The organism is Lacinutrix sp. Hel_I_90 (assembly GCF_000934685.1).
In the GTDB taxonomy this organism is placed as follows: domain Bacteria; phylum Bacteroidota; class Bacteroidia; order Flavobacteriales; family Flavobacteriaceae; genus Lacinutrix.
The window spans coordinates 1,973,592-1,991,007 of the sequence record NZ_JYNQ01000001.1 but is presented as its reverse complement, the minus strand read 5'-3'; the positions used below and the strand labels follow the sequence as shown (position 1 = coordinate 1,991,007).

Genomic DNA, 17,416 nt, shown 5'->3' with positions numbered 1-17,416 from the left:
CAAATTTAATTTATGTCCTTAAAGAAAGCCTCAATTTTAATTATTGTTATTTTACTTCTTGACCAGTTGAGTAAAATTTATGTAAAGACACATTTTCAATTACAGGAGTCTCTTACCGTTTTTAGTTGGTTCAAAATTTATTTTGTAGAAAATGATGGTATGGCTTGGGGTACTAAGTTGAGCGACATTATTCCCTTTATAAGTGATAAAACAGCAAAACTGAGTTTAACACTCTTTAGAATAGTCGCTATTTTTGGTATTGGGTATTGGTTATTTAACGCTGTAAAAAGACAACAATCTCAAGTTTTGGTTGTCGCTTTAGTTTTTATTTTTGCCGGAGCTTTAGGTAATATTATAGATTCGGTTTTCTATGGTATTTCTTTTAATGATAGTTATGGACAAGTCGCACAGTTTTTACCAAAAGAAGGCGGCTATGAACGTGTTTTTTTTGGCAATGTAGTAGATATGTTATATATGCCAATATGGGAAGGCAATCTACCAGAATGGATGCCTTATTTTGGGGGTAGGTATTTTATGTTTTTTGAACCCGTGTTTAATATTGCAGATATCGCTATAAGTATTGGTTTTGTAATTTTGATTTTATTCAATAAAAAAGCATTTCCTAAAACAGATAAAAACCCCTAGTTTTATAGGCTATATTTCTTCTGTTGGTTTGCAGAAGATGTTTTCTAGCTCAGTGATATTAATTGGCTTTATTAAATAATCCTTTACACTAGATAATGATTTTGCGCGATTAACATCTAATGGATTAATTGAAGAGCTTACCACGTAAAGTGTAATCACTTTGTTAAATTTGTTTTTTATTTTAGTAAACCGTTCTAAAAATTCCCAGCCATCCATAACGGGCATGTTTAGGTCTAAGAATATAATTTCTGGAATACGATCTTCTTTCATGTTTTCCATTAAAGCTTCAAAATAATCGATACTTTGTTTTCCATCCCTAAAAACCATTAGGTTTTCACAGAGCTTTTTAGTTTCAATAATTTTCTTAACTAGATTAACATATACCTTATCATCATCTATAATACAGGCTAATTCAACAGTGGGGGATTTCATAGAGTCAGTTAGTTAAAAATGTATTTTAAATGAGGTTCCTTTTTCTAGTGAGCTGTCTACAAATATTTGCCCATTAAGTGATTCAATTTGATTTTTAGTAATAAATAAACCAATGCCTACAGCGTCCTTATTATAATGGAAGGTTTTATACATGCCAAAAAGCTTATTGCCAAACTTCTGCATATCGATACCGCTACCATTATCAGTGACTTCTAAGAATTTGTTTTTATCTAAAAGAGAGGATGTTATACTAATTTCTGGGTCCCTATCTGGATGCTTATACTTAATGGCATTAGTTACTAAATTCAATAGTATACTTTCTAAATAGGCTGGTATATACTCAATAGTAGGTAGTGCCGAAAAATCGGAATTTATTTTGGCATTAGTCTCTCTAATAATTCCACCAATAGATTTTTTTACATTATCCAGAGTGGCAGAGAAGCTAACCTCTAATTTGTTTTGATTGGTCTGTGTTTGTATCGTTACGACCTCATTTAAGTGGTCAATGGTGGTGTTAAGACTTTCAGAAACATCTTTAATGCTATTAAGCAATTCTAGTTTTTCATACACCGTCTCTACGTCATCAATAAGTTGCGTAATCAAGGTAAGATTACTGGTGTGAGAACGCAAATTATGGGATACTATGTGAGCAAAATTAAATAACCTCGAATTTTGAGAAGCAATAATATCTGATGTTTTTTGAAGGGTTATGACTTTCAATTTTTCATCATCAATGTCTTGAAAAATCCCTCTTATTCCAATAATCTCTTTGTCATCATTATAAACGGGTTTTCCAACAGCTTTCACCCAGAAGGCTCTCCCTTTAGCCGTAAGCATTTTAATCTCAGTCTCAAAAGGCATACCTGCCATGGCGCATTTAAAAAAACAATCTACGGCTAATTGCTGATGCTCTTCAGCATAGTATTTTGTAGAATTTCTTATTGAAGGAATATAACCTTCTGGATATTCTAAAATTTTTCTTGCTTGGTCATCCCAATAACTTTTTTGCTTTTTAAAGTCCACATACCAACTTCCTGTAGAAGTCATTTCGGCATTTTCGCGATAATAAAAATAATCTTTTTTTACTTTTTCACTGGTCTTAAACTTTCTTTCATTAAAGAAAATAACCATCGCATCGCCATGTACATTGATAGGTAAATTATCATTGGTTAAGCATATAAATTCTTTGTATTCCCCATTTTTACACTTAATTGATATCACTTGCTTAAAATCAAGATGATTTCTTACTAAACTATAAAAATTGTCTCTAAAATCAGGGCGATCATCGGTATGAATAAGATGATTTAAAAAATAATCTAATTTAATTTCTACATCTTCAGGCTCATAACCTAAAACCTTTAAAAAAGCGGCAGACCAGTTGCTGATATTGTTATGAAGCTCCCAATAGCCAATATCTAGGTCGTCGATTACGTTCTTAAAAAGATGGTTCTGTATCATTCTAGTAACAGGGATGATTTGGGGTTAATATATCAAATATAATATAAAAATACAATTTAACGTTAAAAAAAGCATTTTATCGATAAAATGCTATATAAATGTAAGAATATTCTTGGGATTAATGCAAAAATCAAGCGGGATATCAGAAGAAGAAACATCCGTTATACAGGCTTCGGGTTCAAAAAAAGATAACCCTACTTTTACGGTTTCAGGTTTACAATTCGCTAGAAAATTATCGTAGAACCCTTTGCCGTACCCTATGCGGTTACCAATATTATCATAGGCTAATAAAGGCACAAAAACGACTTCAATTTTTGAATTGTCAATTTCAATGCCATCAACAGGTTCAGGAATGTTATGACTGTTTAATTTTATTTTAGTCGCATCGGTTAGTAAAAAATGCTGAAGGTTGCGCGTTTCAAAATCACTTTTTGAAATCACAATATTTTTATCCTTACCTGAGAGTATGCTTAAAATATAATCTGTATTGATTTCTTTTTGACTTTCAATACTCAAAAAAACATGATAGAAGCTATAGTTCCAGATGTCTAGTTTAAGAAGCTGATTGGCAATTTCTAAACTTAAAAGATTAATTGTTTCTTCAGACAAGTTTTTACGAAGCGTCTTATATTTTAGTCGTAATTCAGCTTTCGTCATGGGATTGAATTAGTCTGATAATTTAGTTGAAATATGAAACAGAGCATCCCCTTGGTACACTATCGGAGATTCATTAACATTGATAATATAACCTTCATAGGAGGCTTTAACAAAGTGGTTGAATTTCCCATAAGGATCTGTAATATTACCTATAATTTGGCCTTTTTTTACCTTTCCATTGATTTGAATGGAGGCTTTAAACATGCCTGAAAAATTAGCGCGAATCCATCTGCTTTCAGCAATAAATATAGGACGCTCTTTAGGTCTAGAAACTTTAAAATTACTCCTGAGCATGCCTAGGTGATGTAAAATACGCTTAGCGCCGTTTACGCCTGTATTGGTGATATTATTATCTATATGAATCGATTTCCCACCTTCAAACAACAAAATAGGTTTTCCCATTTTATTGCAGGTATTTCTAAAGGTTTTAGCGATGTTATCTGAATAGAGTACAAATGGAGCTCCAAAAATTTGAGCAGAAATATTAAAATCTGCATTGCCTTTAGAGATTCTAACTTGTGGGGCATTATAACGCATAGCACCACCAGTGTGAAAGTCTAAAACAAAATCAATATGTGGTAAAATTTCGGTGGTTATGGTATAAGCAACTCTACTCGCTAAAGAGCCTGTTTTACTACCAGGAAATACACGGTTTAAGTCGCGACCATCTGGAAACTCACGTTTCATATTTATAAATCCAAAAATATTGAGTACCGGAATGCAAATAGTGGTGCCCGTTTTTGGCTTATTAATACCCTTGGCAATGAGTTGTCTAACAATTTCCACACCATTGATTTCGTCACCGTGAATACCAGCAGTGATTAAAATGGTCGGCCCCGGTTTTTTAGAACGCTCAATTATAATAGGAACATCTACAGGTGTTCGTGTATGTAATTTGGCAAGATTAAAACTAACTTCTTTGCTTTCGCCAGGTTTAATTATTTTGCCTAAAATTTTTAAATCGTCTTTATTTTGAATAACCTTCATTAATAAATTAAGTTAAACATTTCTTTCAATAAAACGAATAATTGTGGATGCAATATCTTTTTTGGTTGCAGCTTCTATGCCTTCTAGCCCTGGTGAAGAATTAACTTCTAAAATTAAAGGGCCACGCGCCGATTGTAGCATATCTACGCCACAAATGCCTAAGCCTAGAGATTTAGCAGCTTTTAAAGCGGCATTTTCCTCTTCATCTGTTAGTTCTATAATATTGGCGCTTCCACCTCTGTGTAAATTAGATCTAAATTCGCCTTCTTTTCCTTGGCGTTTCATAGCGCCAACAACGGTGCCGTCAACAATAAAGGCACGAATATCTGCACCTTTAGACTCTTTAATAAATTCTTGAACAATTACACGGGCTTGCAATCCATTAAAAGCTTCGATAACAGATTCGGCAGCATTATTTGTTTCAGCCAATACTACTCCCAAACCTTGAGTACCCTCTAATAATTTAATGACTAAAGGTGCTCCACCTACATAATCAATCATACTTTGAACATCTTTAGCATAGTTTGAGAACACCGTTTTTGGCATCCCTAAACCAGCTCTAGATAATACTTGTAAACTACGTAACTTGTCACGTGATCTAACCAAAGATTGCGATTCTACAGCTGAAAACACTTTCATCATTTCAAACTGTCTCAAAACTGCTGTACCATAAAAGGTTACAGAGGCACCAATTCTAGGAATTATCGCATCTGCTTCTAAAGCTCTTCCTTTAAAAATAACCTTCGGACTTTTTTTCTCAATAATAATATCGCACATTAGTGGATCAATGATTTCAACGTCATGCTTGCGTTTTTTTGCAGCTTCTACAAGACGTTTGGTAGAATATAAATGAGCGTTTCTAGATAGAATTATTATTTTCATTGTTGTAAATTAATATATTATTATTTGTTAAAAAATAGTGCTAGGTGTAATTTATATTATTTGGACAGTAACTTTTTATCATAAGATAAGTTTTTTAAATCAATGTCTACAATAAATTTTTTAGAGAGGAATTTCCGACCTATTAAAATAGGATATTTCATCTCGTCTCTGGTGCTTAAGGTGAGATTGATTTTGTATTTTTTATCAAAGAGAATGATACTCGTTTTGACGATATACCTGTTTTGAACGATCCCGTTACTACTTTTAACTTTGGTTGTAGAATAATTCTTAAAAACAATAATCTTCCTATTATAATTAGGGTGCTCTTTATCAAAAAAAAGACATTTAAGTAAATTGTCTTCTTCAATTACTTTATGGCAGTGCATAGATGAGGTAAAGGCGCCTGTATCAATTTTTATATCAATATCAAATAAATCAAGAGTGGGAAAATCTGCTTTATCTATTCTGCCTATAATTCTTTTTGGCATTTTTAAAACTTAACTTTTGGCGCAAAGTAAGAAAAACTTGTGTTAAACTAATCTTGTAATCATAATTTCTATTGAAAATATTTTTTAAGTATTACCTTTGAGACATGAGTAAACCCGCTTTAGACATACAACTTAAAACCCTGCCAGAATCTCCTGGAGTCTACCAATATTATGATGCAGACGGTGTGATAATTTATGTTGGAAAAGCTAAAAATTTAAAAAAACGGGTTACCTCTTACTTTACTAAGACACATGATAACGGGAAAACCAGAGTACTGGTAAGAAAGATTACCGACATTAAACACATTGTTGTTGAAACCGAAAGGGATGCGTTATTATTAGAAAACAACCTGATTAAAAAATACAAACCAAGGTATAATGTCTTGTTAAAAGACGACAAATCCTATCCTTGGATTTGTATTAAAAAGGAGCGGTTTCCTCGAGTATTCTCAACACGTCGCGTGATTAAAGATGGTAGTGAATATTATGGTCCTTATACTAGTATGAAAACGGTAAAAACCTTGTTGGATTTAATCAAAGGACTCTATTCTTTACGCACCTGCAATTATAAATTAGATCCTGAAAAAATAGCAGAGGGTAAATTTAAAGTCTGTTTAGAATATCATTTGGGGAACTGCAAAGGCGCCTGCGAAGGTTTAGAAAGTCAGGCTAGTTATCATGAAAATATCACAGCGATTAGAGAAATTTTAAAAGGAAATTTTAAAGAATCACTAGGCCAGTTTAAAGTGCAAATGAAAACTTTAGCCGAAGAGATGCACTTTGAAGAAGCTCAAAAAATTAAAGAGAAAATTGAAATTTTAGAGAATTATCAAGCAAAGTCCACCATTATTAACCCTAAAATTAGCAATGTCGACGTGTTTTCTATTGTAAGTGATGAAAGTTTTGGTTACGTTAATTTTTTACAGATTTCTTATGGCTCGATAATACGGTCGCACACTTTAGAAATAAAGAAAAAATTAGATGAATCAGATAAAGAATTATTAGAACTAGCAATCATTGAGTTAAGAGAGCGTTTCAATTCTAACTCTAAGGAAATTTATGTGCCTTTTAAAGTTGATGTTGGTGGTGATGTTAAAGTGTCAGTACCACAGTTAGGTGATAAAAAACATATTTTAGAATTGTCTATTCGCAATGCGAAGTATTACAGAATCGAACGTTTTAAACAGGTTAAAATTACAGATCCAGACCGCCATGTAAAACGCATCATGGCACAAATGCAAAAAGATTTACGTTTAAACGAAGCACCTACACATATCGAATGTTTTGACAACTCCAATATTCAAGGCACCAACCCAGTAGCGGCTTGTGTGGTTTTTAAAAACGGAAAACCGAGTAAGAAAGATTACAGACATTTTAATATAAAAACCGTAGTTGGTCCAGATGATTTTGCGTCTATGGAAGAAGTGGTTTACAGGCGCTATAAACGTTTGCTGGAAGAAAATGAGCCACTACCACAATTGATTATAATTGATGGAGGAAAGGGACAATTATCTTCTGCTTTAAAAAGTTTAGACGCTTTAGGCTTACGCGGAACGATTGCAATTATTGGAATTGCAAAACGTTTAGAAGAATTATTCTATCCAAATGATCCAATTCCCTTATATTTAGATAAAAAAAGTGAAACGCTAAAAATCATCCAACAATTAAGAAATGAAGCGCATCGTTTTGGCATAGAACACCACAGGAATAAACGTAGTAAACAAGCCCTAAATACAGAGTTAGAGACTATTTCTGGTATTGGTGAAAAAACAATTGTAGATTTATTAAAGGTTTTTAAATCTGCTAAACGTATTGCAAATGCTAAATTAGACGAACTGGAAAATGTTGTTGGTGTGTCTAGAGCAGAGAAAGTATACAATCATTATCATAAAAATGAAAACTATTAAATGAGATACTTCATCGTTGTTATATTATTATTATTAAATGCTGAAGTTTTCGGGCAGGATACAGAAACTACAGAGCCTAAAGTGGGTCTGGTTTTAAGTGGAGGTGGGGCTAAAGGACTGGCGCATATTGGTGCTTTAAAAGTAATAGATAGCCTGGGTATTCGTATAGATTATATAGCAGGTACAAGTATGGGGGCTATTATAGGATCCTTATACGCCTCAGGTTATTCTGGTAAGGAATTAGATTCTATTTTTAAAACGGTCAATTTTGATAATATTATTACAGATAATATTCCAAGAGCTGCAAAAACATTTTATGAACGAGAAAATGACGAAAAATATGCGGTTATACTACCATTTGATAATTTTGAAGTCAAACTCCCATCAGCCTTATCTCGTGGTCAAAACACCTTTAATTTATTGTCTAAATTAACACTTCATGTTAGCGATGTCAAGGATTTTAGTAAGCTTCCTATTCCGTTTTTTTGCGTCGCAACAAATATAGAAAATGGCAAACCTGTAATTTTAGAGGAAGGCAACTTAGCGCAAGCTATAAAAGCCAGTAGTGCATTCCCCTCATTGTTTCAACCTGTTTTAATTGATGATCAGCTATTAATAGATGGAGGCGTACTTAATAATTATCCCTTAGATGAACTTCGGGCAAAAGGTATGGATGTGATTATTGGTGTCGATGTGCAAGATGGATTAGCAAATAGAAGTGATTTGTCTTCGGCACCAGCAATATTGTTTCAAATAAATAATTTTCGTACCATAAATGATATGAAAACCAAAGGGCCAAAAACCGATATTTATATTAAGCCAGATATTACAAATTTCACTGTTGTTTCGTTTAGTGATGGCCCTAAAATAATTGAAAACGGGAAAATTGCGGCCTTAATTAAAATAGATGAATTAAAAGCATTAAGTAAAAAACAGATTATAGAGCCCTCAGATTTTAAGGTAAAAAACACACCAGACAGCCTTCAGATTAATCTTATATATTTTGAAGGACTAGAGAACTACACCTTTTCGTACGCCTTAGGAAAGCTAAAACTCAAACCCTTTGAAAAAGTTAGTTATGACCGTTTTATTAGTGGTACAAATAATCTAGTAGCTACCAACAACTTTGATAGTTTTACATACAAATTAGTGCCGTCAAAATATGATGGTGTTGAAGGTTATGATCTTTATACAGAGTTGGTGGAGACTAAGAAAACAGCCTCGTTAAAGTTTGGACTGCATTATGACGGATTATACAAAAGTGCTTTGTTGGCTAATGTCACTAAGAAACAATTACTTTTTAAAAATGATGTTTTGTCCTTAGATTTAATTGTGGGAGATAATGTACGCTACAACTTTGAGTATTATATCGATAAAGGATTCTATTGGAGTGTAGGTCTTAAATCTCGCTATAATGAATTTAATAAAAGTGTAGCTGCCTCAGCATTACTAACACCTGAGCAATTAACGATGGCAGGAGTTAATAAGTTAGGCGTTAGAATTGTAGATTTTACCAATAAGTTTTTTCTACAAACGCAATATGAAAACGATTTAACCTTAACACTGGGAGTAGAACATAAACGGTATAAAATCACTACCGAAACTGTAATTTCCTCTTTAAGTCAAAATAATACCGTCTTCGATAATAGCGATTATGTAAGTGCCTTTGCAAACTTGAGATTTGACTCTTTCGATAATCGTTATTTTCCAAATGAAGGAGTCTATTTTAACACCGATTTTAATTTTTATGCCTACTCTTCAGATTTTAATAATGACTTCTCTGAGTTCTCTGTTTTAAAAGCAGATCTTGGTTATGCTTTTAGCTTTACACCAAAAATTAGTACTAACGTTTCTTTTGAAGCCGGTACTAAAATAGGCGCAGGAGAGGATACCTACTTGAATTTTGTTTTAGGGGGTTATGCCAGAAATTTTATTAATAATTTTGAAACTTTTTACGGTTATGATTATTTGTCAGTAGCCGGAAATAGTTTCTTAAAAGGCACTTTAAATGTGGATTATGAAATTTTTAATAAAAACCATGTCACATTTGCAGCAAATTACGCAAACGTTGAAAACGACTTATTTAGCTCAGAAGATATAGAATGGTTCTCGATTCCTGATTATTCAGGTTACGCAATAGGATACGGCATAGAAACCTTTTTAGGGCCTATTGAGGTTAAATATACCTTTTCACCAGAAAACAGTCAAGATTATTGGTTTTTTAATTTAGGGTTTTGGTTCTAGCATCATTATTATGTTGTGTAATAAAAAACAGCACTTTCAAAGTGCTTTTTTTTAAAGGAATTACATTTTCCTAACTGCAAAAAAATTCCGATATTTGTTTACAATGAAATACTTCTGGCAAGACATACTATCCTTTTTAAAATTTCTTATTAAAAGAAATCCAGAATGACTTTGTAATTTTCTTTTTCACCTTTAAAATAATTTGAAAGTCACGCTTTTAAATTTTATTTTTTTAACTTAAAACTGAAGAAAATGCCACTATATCATAAATTAGGAAACATTCCGCACAAAAGACACACGCAGTTTAGAAAAGCAGATGGGTCTTTATATTACGAGCAATTATTTGGAACAATTGGTTTTGATGGGATGAGTACAAACTCCTATCACGAGCAAAGACCAACACAAGTAAAACAAATAAAAAAGCAATACAGTGTTGCGCCTAAAATTGCAAAAAAAAACCACATACAATCTTATCGTTTTAGAGGGTTTCAAGTCAAACCTGAAAAGGATTATTTAGACAGCCGAAAAGCCATATTAACCAATAGTGATTGTACAATTATTTTAGCAGCACCAAAGCAATCAACAAAAGATTATTTCTATAAAAATGCCGATGCAGACGAACTTATTTTCGTGCATAAAGGCTCAGGAAAACTTAGAACACACTTAGGTAATCTTGATTTTAAATATGGAGATTACTTAATAATTCCGCGAGGTATCATTTATAAAATAGATTTCGATACCGAAGACAATCGCTTATTTATTGTAGAATCTCGTCGCCCTATTTACACGCCAAAACGCTATAGAAATTATTTTGGACAATTGTTAGAGCATTCACCCTTTTGTGAACGTGATATTCGAAGGCCTTATGAGTTAGAAACCAATAATGAATCTGGCGATTTTTTAATGAAAATTAAGAAACAAGATGAGATTTTCGACATGGTCTATGCCTCGCATCCTTTTGATGTTGTAGGTTACGATGGGTATAATTATCCTTATGCGTTCTCCATTCATGATTTCGAACCCATAACTGGTCGTGTGCATCAACCACCACCAGTACACCAAACGTTTGAAACAGATGCTTTTGTAGTCTGTAGTTTTGTGCCACGGCTATACGATTATCATCCACAAAGTATTCCAGCACCTTACAACCACAGTAATATAGACAGCGATGAGGTATTATACTATGTTGATGGTGATTTTATGAGTCGTAACGATATCGATCAGGGCCATATTTCCCTGCATCCAGCAGGTATTCCACACGGCCCACACCCAGGTGCAACAGAGCGCAGTATTGGTCATACTAAAACAGAAGAACTAGCAGTAATGGTTGACACGTTTAAGCCATTAATGGTTACAGAAGAAGCACTTAAGATTGCCGATGAAGACTATTATAAATCATGGTTAGAATAAGCTGTTTTTTTATTCCCAAGAAGACGGGGGTCTAGTAGATTATAAATGAAGTATTAAAGAATAGGATTCCCGCCTTTGCGGGAATGGCAAAAATATAAGTAATGAGTAAAAAAGAAGTACAATCGGTAAACTACGGTTTAGAAAAAATATTTGAGGGCGCACAAGATTTCTTGCCGCTTTTAGGAACAGATTATGTTGAATTTTATGTGGGTAATGCCAAGCAGGCAGCGCATTTTTATAAAACAGCATTTGGGTTTCAATCCTACGCCTACAAAGGTTTAGAAACAGGCTCAAAAGATAGTGTAAGCTACGTTTTGAAACAGGATAAAATTCGTTTGGTTTTAACATCTCCTTTAAACAGTAAATCTAAAATAAACGACCACATTGTTAAACATGGTGATGGTGTTAAAGTAGTCGCACTTTGGGTAGAGGATGCTAGAAAATCTTATGAGGAAACCACGAAACGAGGCGCGAAATCTTTTATGGAACCTGTTGTTGAAACAGACGCACATGGTGAAGTGGTAAGAGCAGGTATTTATACCTATGGTGAAACGGTCCATATGTTTGTTGAGCGTAAAAATTACACAGGCACGTTTATGCCAGGTTTTGAAGCATGGGAAAGTGATTACAATCCAGAGCCAGTGGGATTAAAATATATTGATCACATGGTTGGTAATGTGGGCTGGGGGCAAATGAATACTTGGGTAAAATGGTATGAAGACGTTATGGGCTTTGTGAACTTCTTGTCTTTTGACGATAAACAAATCCATACAGAATACTCTGCATTAATGAGTAAAGTAATGAGTAATGGTAACGGGCGTATTAAATTCCCAATTAATGAGCCAGCAAAAGCTGCTAAAAAATCTCAAATTGAAGAATATTTAGACTTCTATGAAGATTCAGGGGTGCAACACATTGCAGTCGCAACAGACGACATTATTAAAACCGTAGCGCAATTAAAAGCACGTGGCATAGAATTTTTGCCACCACCGCCACAAGCGTATTATGATGACATCCCTAAGCGATTAGGAGAGCACATGGATATGATGAAAGAAGATATTGGTGAGCTTCAAAAATTGTCTATAATGATAGATGCAGACGAAGAAGGTTATTTACTTCAAATCTTTACAAAACCAGTAGAAGACAGACCAACTTTATTTTTTGAAATTATTCAACGCATGGGTGCCCAAGGTTTTGGTGCAGGAAATTTTAAAGCCTTGTTTGAGTCTATTGAGAGAGAGCAAGCTAAGCGAGGAACCTTGTAGAACTGCGTTTAATGTTAAATAATAACTAAAAATGTCATCCAATATACAGATGGCATTTTTTTGTTTTATATTTTTGGAATAGTAATTGTAATTAACTAGATGTTGTACCAAACGAATTTTAAAAATATTGATAATAAATTCGAATTGTAATTTCTTTAAATAGAACAGAAAATACAAACATAGCCTTAGTTACGGTTCTATTTTATGTTAAAACATAAAGGAAATAGAAAGGAATGTAATCGACTATTTTAATCTTTATTTGGTATTATAATAATTGTCAGCATTTTAAGTTGATATTAATTACTTAAAGACTATGAAAAAATTACTACTTATATTATTTACAGTAGCCACTGTTAATAGTGTTCTTGCCCAAGAAAAAGAAGAAGCTTTTAAAGATGGCGAATGGTTTAAATTTGAAATGAGCTATAGCGGGTTCTTTAAAGCAGGAAATGCCACGCTTCAGGTTAATGAAACTAATTTAAAGGGAAAACCAGTATTCCATGTCGTTGGTAAAGGTTGGACCACAGGAGCTATTAAATGGTTTTTTAAAGTAAAAGACAGATATGAGAGTTATTTCGATATCCATTCATTTTTACCTTATAAATTCATTAGAAATATTGATGAAGGTGGTCATAAAAAAGATATTGAAATTGACTTTGATCAAGTTAATAATAAAGCACTTGTTTTTAATAAAAAGCACAATACTAAAAATACGGTTGATACTAAGCCCAATATTCAAGACATGGTATCAACATTTTACTATTTAAGAAATAAATTAGATATTTCCGCATTAAAAGTAGGCGATGAAATAACGTTAGACATGTTTTTCGATCAAGAGAATTATGGTTTTAAATTGAAGTATTTAGGAGAAGAAACCATTGAAATTGATAACGGTAATGATGTCGAAGCTCTAAAATTCAGACCCTATGTAATGGCTGGCCGCGTGTTTAAAGAAGAAGAAAGTTTAACGCTTTGGGTTACAAAAGACAAAAATAAGATACCTTTACGTATCAAAGCAGATTTAGCTGTAGGTTCTTTAAGAGCCGATTTAGTAGATTGGAGAGGACTAAAACATCCTTTTAAAATGATTATAAATAATTAATGAGTCTAGATAAAAACACAACCGACCAACTAATTGATAAATACCAAAAGCTGGGGCAAAATGTAAATACACATTTAGATGGATTATTGCATAGCAAACCCATAGATTATTGGGATTATATTCAGACCGATGCCCTGTTGAATCTTCAGGTTCAACGCACAACCTTGCCAGACGAGATGGTGTTTTTAATGTACCATCAAGTCAATGAGTTGTTGTTTAAAATGGTGCTGTGGGAAATGGATCAAGTGGCAAAAAAGGAAGACATGACCGCTGCTTTTTTTGAAACTAAAATCATGCGTATTAGCCGCTATTTCGATGTGTTAACGTCGTCTTTTACCGTTATGAAAGATGGTATGGACGTTGAGCAATATAATAAGTTTCGTAATACGCTAACGCCAGCAAGTGGTTTTCAAAGTGCGCAATATCGAAAAATTGAATTTGCAAGTACAGAACTTATTAATTTAATAGATAAACGTTTTCGAGAAACTATTGACAGAAATACGCCTTTTGAGCATGCTTTCGAGCATTTATACTGGCAAGCAGCAGGAAAAGATTATAAAACAGGTAAAAAAAGTTACACATTAACAGTTTTCGAAGAGAAATACAAAGACGAATTTATTAGATTTGCTGAATTCTATAACACACACAACTTGTGGACGATTTTTAAAAAATTACCGCAAGAGGTTAGAGAAGACGAAGATTTAATTAAAGCCATGCGTCATTATGACTATACAGTCAATATTACATGGGTTATGGCACATTATAATACAGCCAATCATTATTTAAATATTGGTGGTAAAACAGCAGAAGCAACAGGAGGAAGCGAATGGGTAAAATATATGCATCCAAAATATCAAAAACGAATATTCTTTCCAGATTTATGGAGCACTCAGGAATTGGAAGATTGGGGAACAAACATTTAATACTATTAATATTATTAACTGCTATTTATAGTTGCAAAAAAGACGTTGAGGCACCAATTGTTACTACGGATACAGTGGTCGTTGAAGCGCCCAAAGACCTCTACGAATTTGGCTTCAATTTAAACGATTATGTTGTTAAAAGAGATACGATTCAAAGTGGTGATACCTTCGGGAAAATATTAGAACGCAACAACATTACCTATCCGCAAATTTATCAAATAAGCGAAAAAGCTAAAGATAGTTTCGATATTGCAAAATTACAATTAGGTAAACCATACACCTTATTGTGCTCAAATGATTCTCTTCAAAATCCAAAATGCTTTATTTATCAACCCAATAAGGAAGAGTATGTGGTGATTGATTTTCAGGATTCTATTAAAGCCTATACGAGTAGGAAACCAATAAAATATGTGGAAAAAGAAATATCGGGTGTTATCACCTCTAATATTTCAGAAGCCATGGCGAAACGAGGCGCTAGCGTTATTTTAGCATATAAAATGAGTGATGTGTACGCCTGGACAATAGATTTTTCAAGATTACAAGTAAATGATAAGTTCAAGGTTATTTATACTGAAAAATATATTGATGATAGTATTTATGCGGGAATTAGTAATATCAAAGCAGCCTATTTTGAACATAATAAGGAGCCGTTTTATGCTTTCGAATATCAAACGGATTCTGTATTAGGACTCACAGAATACTTTAGTGATGAAGCTAAAAATTTACGTCGAGCATTCTTAAAAGCACCAGTTAAATTTAAGGGTATTTCGTCACGTTTTAATTTAAACAGACGTATTGCGTTGTATGGAAACCGTGTGCGCCCGCACAAGGGCACAGATTTTAGAGCATCACTAAACACACCAATTTTAGCCACAGCCAACGGAACGGTTATAGAGTCTAGAAAACGTGGCGGTAACGGTAATTATGTAAAAATTAAGCATAACGCCACTTACACGACGCAATACTTGCACATGAGTAAGCGAAAAGCCAAGGTGGGACAATTTGTAAAACAAGGCGAAATTATTGGTTATGTAGGGATGACAGGAAACACTTCTGGACCGCATGTTTGCTACCGCTTCTGGAAAAACGGACAGCAAGTGGATCCCTTCAAGCAAAAACTACCAGAAGCTAAACCTATTTCAGATAGTTTAAAAACAAAGTTTTTAGAATTTATAAAGCCTTTAAAAGTGCAATTAGATAACATAAAATTGCCTTTGGAAACTATTGAAAAAGATACGATAAACACCCTTTTCAAGGATAATAAACTAATTACACAAGTCAATAAAAATGGCATTACCAACGGTTAACCCTACAACAACAAAAGCGTGGAAAGCTTTACAAAATCATTTTGAATCTGTAAAAGATGTAAAAATGAAAGCGCTTTTTGCTGGTGATAAAAATAGAGCTAACGCGTTTACGATACAATGGGAAGATTTTTATGTCGATTTTTCAAAAAACAGAATCACAGAAGAGACCTTCAAATTATTGTTAGAATTAGCAGATGAGGTAAAGCTAAAAGAAGCGATTCAGTCTTATTATTCTGGTGATATCATTAATCAAACTGAAAACAGAGCCGTTTTACATACTGCACTTCGCGGAAAAAAAACAGAGACTGTTCTCGTTGATGGCCAAAATGTAATGCCAGAAATTTTTGAAGTGAAATCAAAAATGGAAGTGTTTACTAACGATATCATCAACGGAAAGCGAACAGGTTATACGGGTAAGGCTTTTACAGATGTTGTAAATATAGGTATAGGCGGTAGTGATTTAGGTCCCGCTATGGTAGTTGAGTCCCTTCAGTACTATAAAAATCATCTCAACACACATTTTGTAAGTAATGTTGATGGTGACCATGTGAATGAAGTCATTAAAAAACTAAATCCTGAAACAACACTTTTTGTGATTGTTTCAAAAACGTTTACCACTCAGGAGACCTTGTCAAATGCCATGACTATTAAAGCGTGGTTTTTAAAAAATGGGGCAGAACAAGATGTGGCAAAACATTTTGTTGCCGTGTCTACAAATATTGAAAAAGTAAAAGCATTTGGTATAGATGCATCTAATATTTTTCCCATGTGGAATTGGGTTGGAGGCCGTTTCTCTTTGTGGAGTGCGGTTGGTTTAACCATTAGCTTAGCTGTAGGTTTTAATCATTTTGACAGTTTGCTAAAGGGTGCAAACAAAATGGATACACACTTTAAAAATGAAGATTTTGAGCGTAATATTCCAGTAGTTTTAGCGCTTATAGGTGTTTGGTATAACAACTTCTTTAAGGCAGAAAGCGAAGCCGTTATTGCTTATTCACAATACTTAAACCAGTTTGCAACCTATTTGCAACAAGGTATTATGGAAAGCAATGGTAAAAGTATTGATCGTAATGGTCAACGCGTAAATTACGAAACAGGCACCTTAATTTGGGGAGAACCTGGGACAAATGCGCAACATGCCTTTTTTCAGTTAATCCATCAAGGTACAAAATTAATTCCAGCAGATTTTATTGGTTTTGCAGAGAGTCTTTATGGAAATAAAGACCATCAAGACAAACTCATTTCAAATTATTTAGCACAAACAGAGGCGCTTTTAAACGGAAAAACGGAAGAGTCGGTTTTAGAGGAGCTAAAAAATCAAAATCTTTCTCAAGAGGAAATAGAAGCAGTATTACCTTTTAAGGTTTTTGAAGGTAATAAACCTACAAATTCCATCTTTATAAAAAAATTAACACCTGAAAGCCTAGGTTCACTTATTGCCATGTACGAGCACAAAATTTTCGTGCAAGGCATTATCTGGAACATTTTTAGCTACGATCAGTTTGGAGTGGAATTGGGCAAACAATTGGCTAGTAAAATATTAAATGAATTCGACTTTAACACAACTGCGAATCATGATGGCTCAACTCAAAATCTTTTAGAATTCTACAAAAAAATAAGATAAAAATTGTTAAAAAACCTGTTAATAGGTTTTTTTTTGTTAATTCATTTTCAGGCAATTATAAATTACATTTGTAAAAAGGTAATAT

15 protein-coding genes are annotated in these 17,416 nt (G+C 33.5%); 9 read left to right on the top strand and 6 right to left on the bottom strand.

The window, feature by feature from the left end; all coding sequences use genetic code 11:
• The first annotated feature begins 12 nt into the window (after positions 1-12).
• Complete coding sequence (locus GQ46_RS08810; RefSeq protein ID WP_044400694.1) at positions 13-645, top strand: lipoprotein signal peptidase; 633 nt, start codon at positions 13-15, stop codon at positions 643-645.
• Between the two features lie 9 nt (positions 646-654).
• On the opposite strand, the gene GQ46_RS08805 is transcribed toward GQ46_RS08810, so the two are convergent.
• From GQ46_RS08805 to GQ46_RS08780, 6 genes are all read right to left on the bottom strand, one after another.
• Entirely contained in the window at positions 655-1,077 is a 423-nt protein-coding gene (locus GQ46_RS08805) for a two-component system response regulator (RefSeq protein WP_044400691.1), read from the bottom strand.
• Between the two features lie 12 nt (positions 1,078-1,089).
• On the bottom strand, positions 1,090-2,535 hold the full coding sequence (locus tag GQ46_RS08800; RefSeq protein ID WP_044400688.1) for a PAS domain-containing sensor histidine kinase: 1,446 nt from the start codon (positions 2,533-2,535) through the stop codon (positions 1,090-1,092).
• Positions 2,536-2,625: 90 nt separating this feature from the next.
• Positions 2,626-3,192 (bottom strand): 5-formyltetrahydrofolate cyclo-ligase, encoded by a 567-nt coding sequence (locus GQ46_RS08795; protein WP_044400685.1) that lies wholly within the window; start codon positions 3,190-3,192, stop codon positions 2,626-2,628.
• A gap of 9 nt (positions 3,193-3,201) precedes the next feature.
• On the bottom strand, positions 3,202-4,179 hold the full coding sequence (locus GQ46_RS08790; RefSeq protein ID WP_044400683.1) for a succinylglutamate desuccinylase/aspartoacylase family protein: 978 nt from the start codon (positions 4,177-4,179) through the stop codon (positions 3,202-3,204).
• 12 nt (positions 4,180-4,191) lie between these two features.
• Entirely contained in the window at positions 4,192-5,061 is an 870-nt protein-coding gene (gene rimK, locus GQ46_RS08785) for a 30S ribosomal protein S6--L-glutamate ligase (RefSeq protein ID WP_044400680.1), read from the bottom strand.
• Between the two features lie 56 nt (positions 5,062-5,117).
• Positions 5,118-5,549: a RimK/LysX family protein gene (locus tag GQ46_RS08780; protein ID WP_044400677.1), complete on the bottom strand. Its 432-nt coding sequence runs from the start codon at positions 5,547-5,549 to the stop codon at positions 5,118-5,120.
• A gap of 104 nt (positions 5,550-5,653) precedes the next feature.
• Between GQ46_RS08780 and uvrC the strand changes: the two genes are divergently transcribed.
• The 8 genes from uvrC (at position 5,654) to pgi (ending at position 17,331) form a co-directional block, all read left to right on the top strand.
• Positions 5,654-7,456: an excinuclease ABC subunit UvrC gene (uvrC, locus tag GQ46_RS08775; protein WP_044400673.1), complete on the top strand. Its 1,803-nt coding sequence runs from the start codon at positions 5,654-5,656 to the stop codon at positions 7,454-7,456.
• Positions 7,457-9,700 (top strand): patatin-like phospholipase family protein, encoded by a 2,244-nt coding sequence (locus GQ46_RS08770; RefSeq protein ID WP_044400670.1) that lies wholly within the window; start codon positions 7,457-7,459, stop codon positions 9,698-9,700.
• Positions 9,701-9,952: 252 nt separating this feature from the next.
• On the top strand, positions 9,953-11,110 hold the full coding sequence (locus GQ46_RS08765) for a homogentisate 1,2-dioxygenase (protein ID WP_044400667.1): 1,158 nt from the start codon (positions 9,953-9,955) through the stop codon (positions 11,108-11,110).
• A gap of 101 nt (positions 11,111-11,211) precedes the next feature.
• Positions 11,212-12,375: a 4-hydroxyphenylpyruvate dioxygenase gene (hppD, locus tag GQ46_RS08760; protein WP_044400665.1), complete on the top strand. Its 1,164-nt coding sequence runs from the start codon at positions 11,212-11,214 to the stop codon at positions 12,373-12,375.
• A gap of 313 nt (positions 12,376-12,688) precedes the next feature.
• Entirely contained in the window at positions 12,689-13,477 is a 789-nt protein-coding gene (locus GQ46_RS08755; protein ID WP_044400663.1) for a DUF3108 domain-containing protein, read from the top strand.
• Complete coding sequence (locus tag GQ46_RS08750) at positions 13,477-14,400, top strand: tryptophan 2,3-dioxygenase family protein (protein ID WP_044400661.1); 924 nt, start codon at positions 13,477-13,479, stop codon at positions 14,398-14,400. The genes GQ46_RS08755 and GQ46_RS08750 overlap by 1 nt, the downstream gene beginning before the upstream one ends.
• On the top strand, positions 14,358-15,707 hold the full coding sequence (locus GQ46_RS08745; protein WP_044400658.1) for a peptidoglycan DD-metalloendopeptidase family protein: 1,350 nt from the start codon (positions 14,358-14,360) through the stop codon (positions 15,705-15,707). The genes GQ46_RS08750 and GQ46_RS08745 overlap by 43 nt, the downstream gene beginning before the upstream one ends.
• Positions 15,688-17,331 (top strand): glucose-6-phosphate isomerase, encoded by a 1,644-nt coding sequence (gene pgi, locus GQ46_RS08740; protein ID WP_044400655.1) that lies wholly within the window; start codon positions 15,688-15,690, stop codon positions 17,329-17,331. The genes GQ46_RS08745 and pgi overlap by 20 nt, the downstream gene beginning before the upstream one ends.
• Positions 17,332-17,416 lie beyond the last annotated feature (85 nt).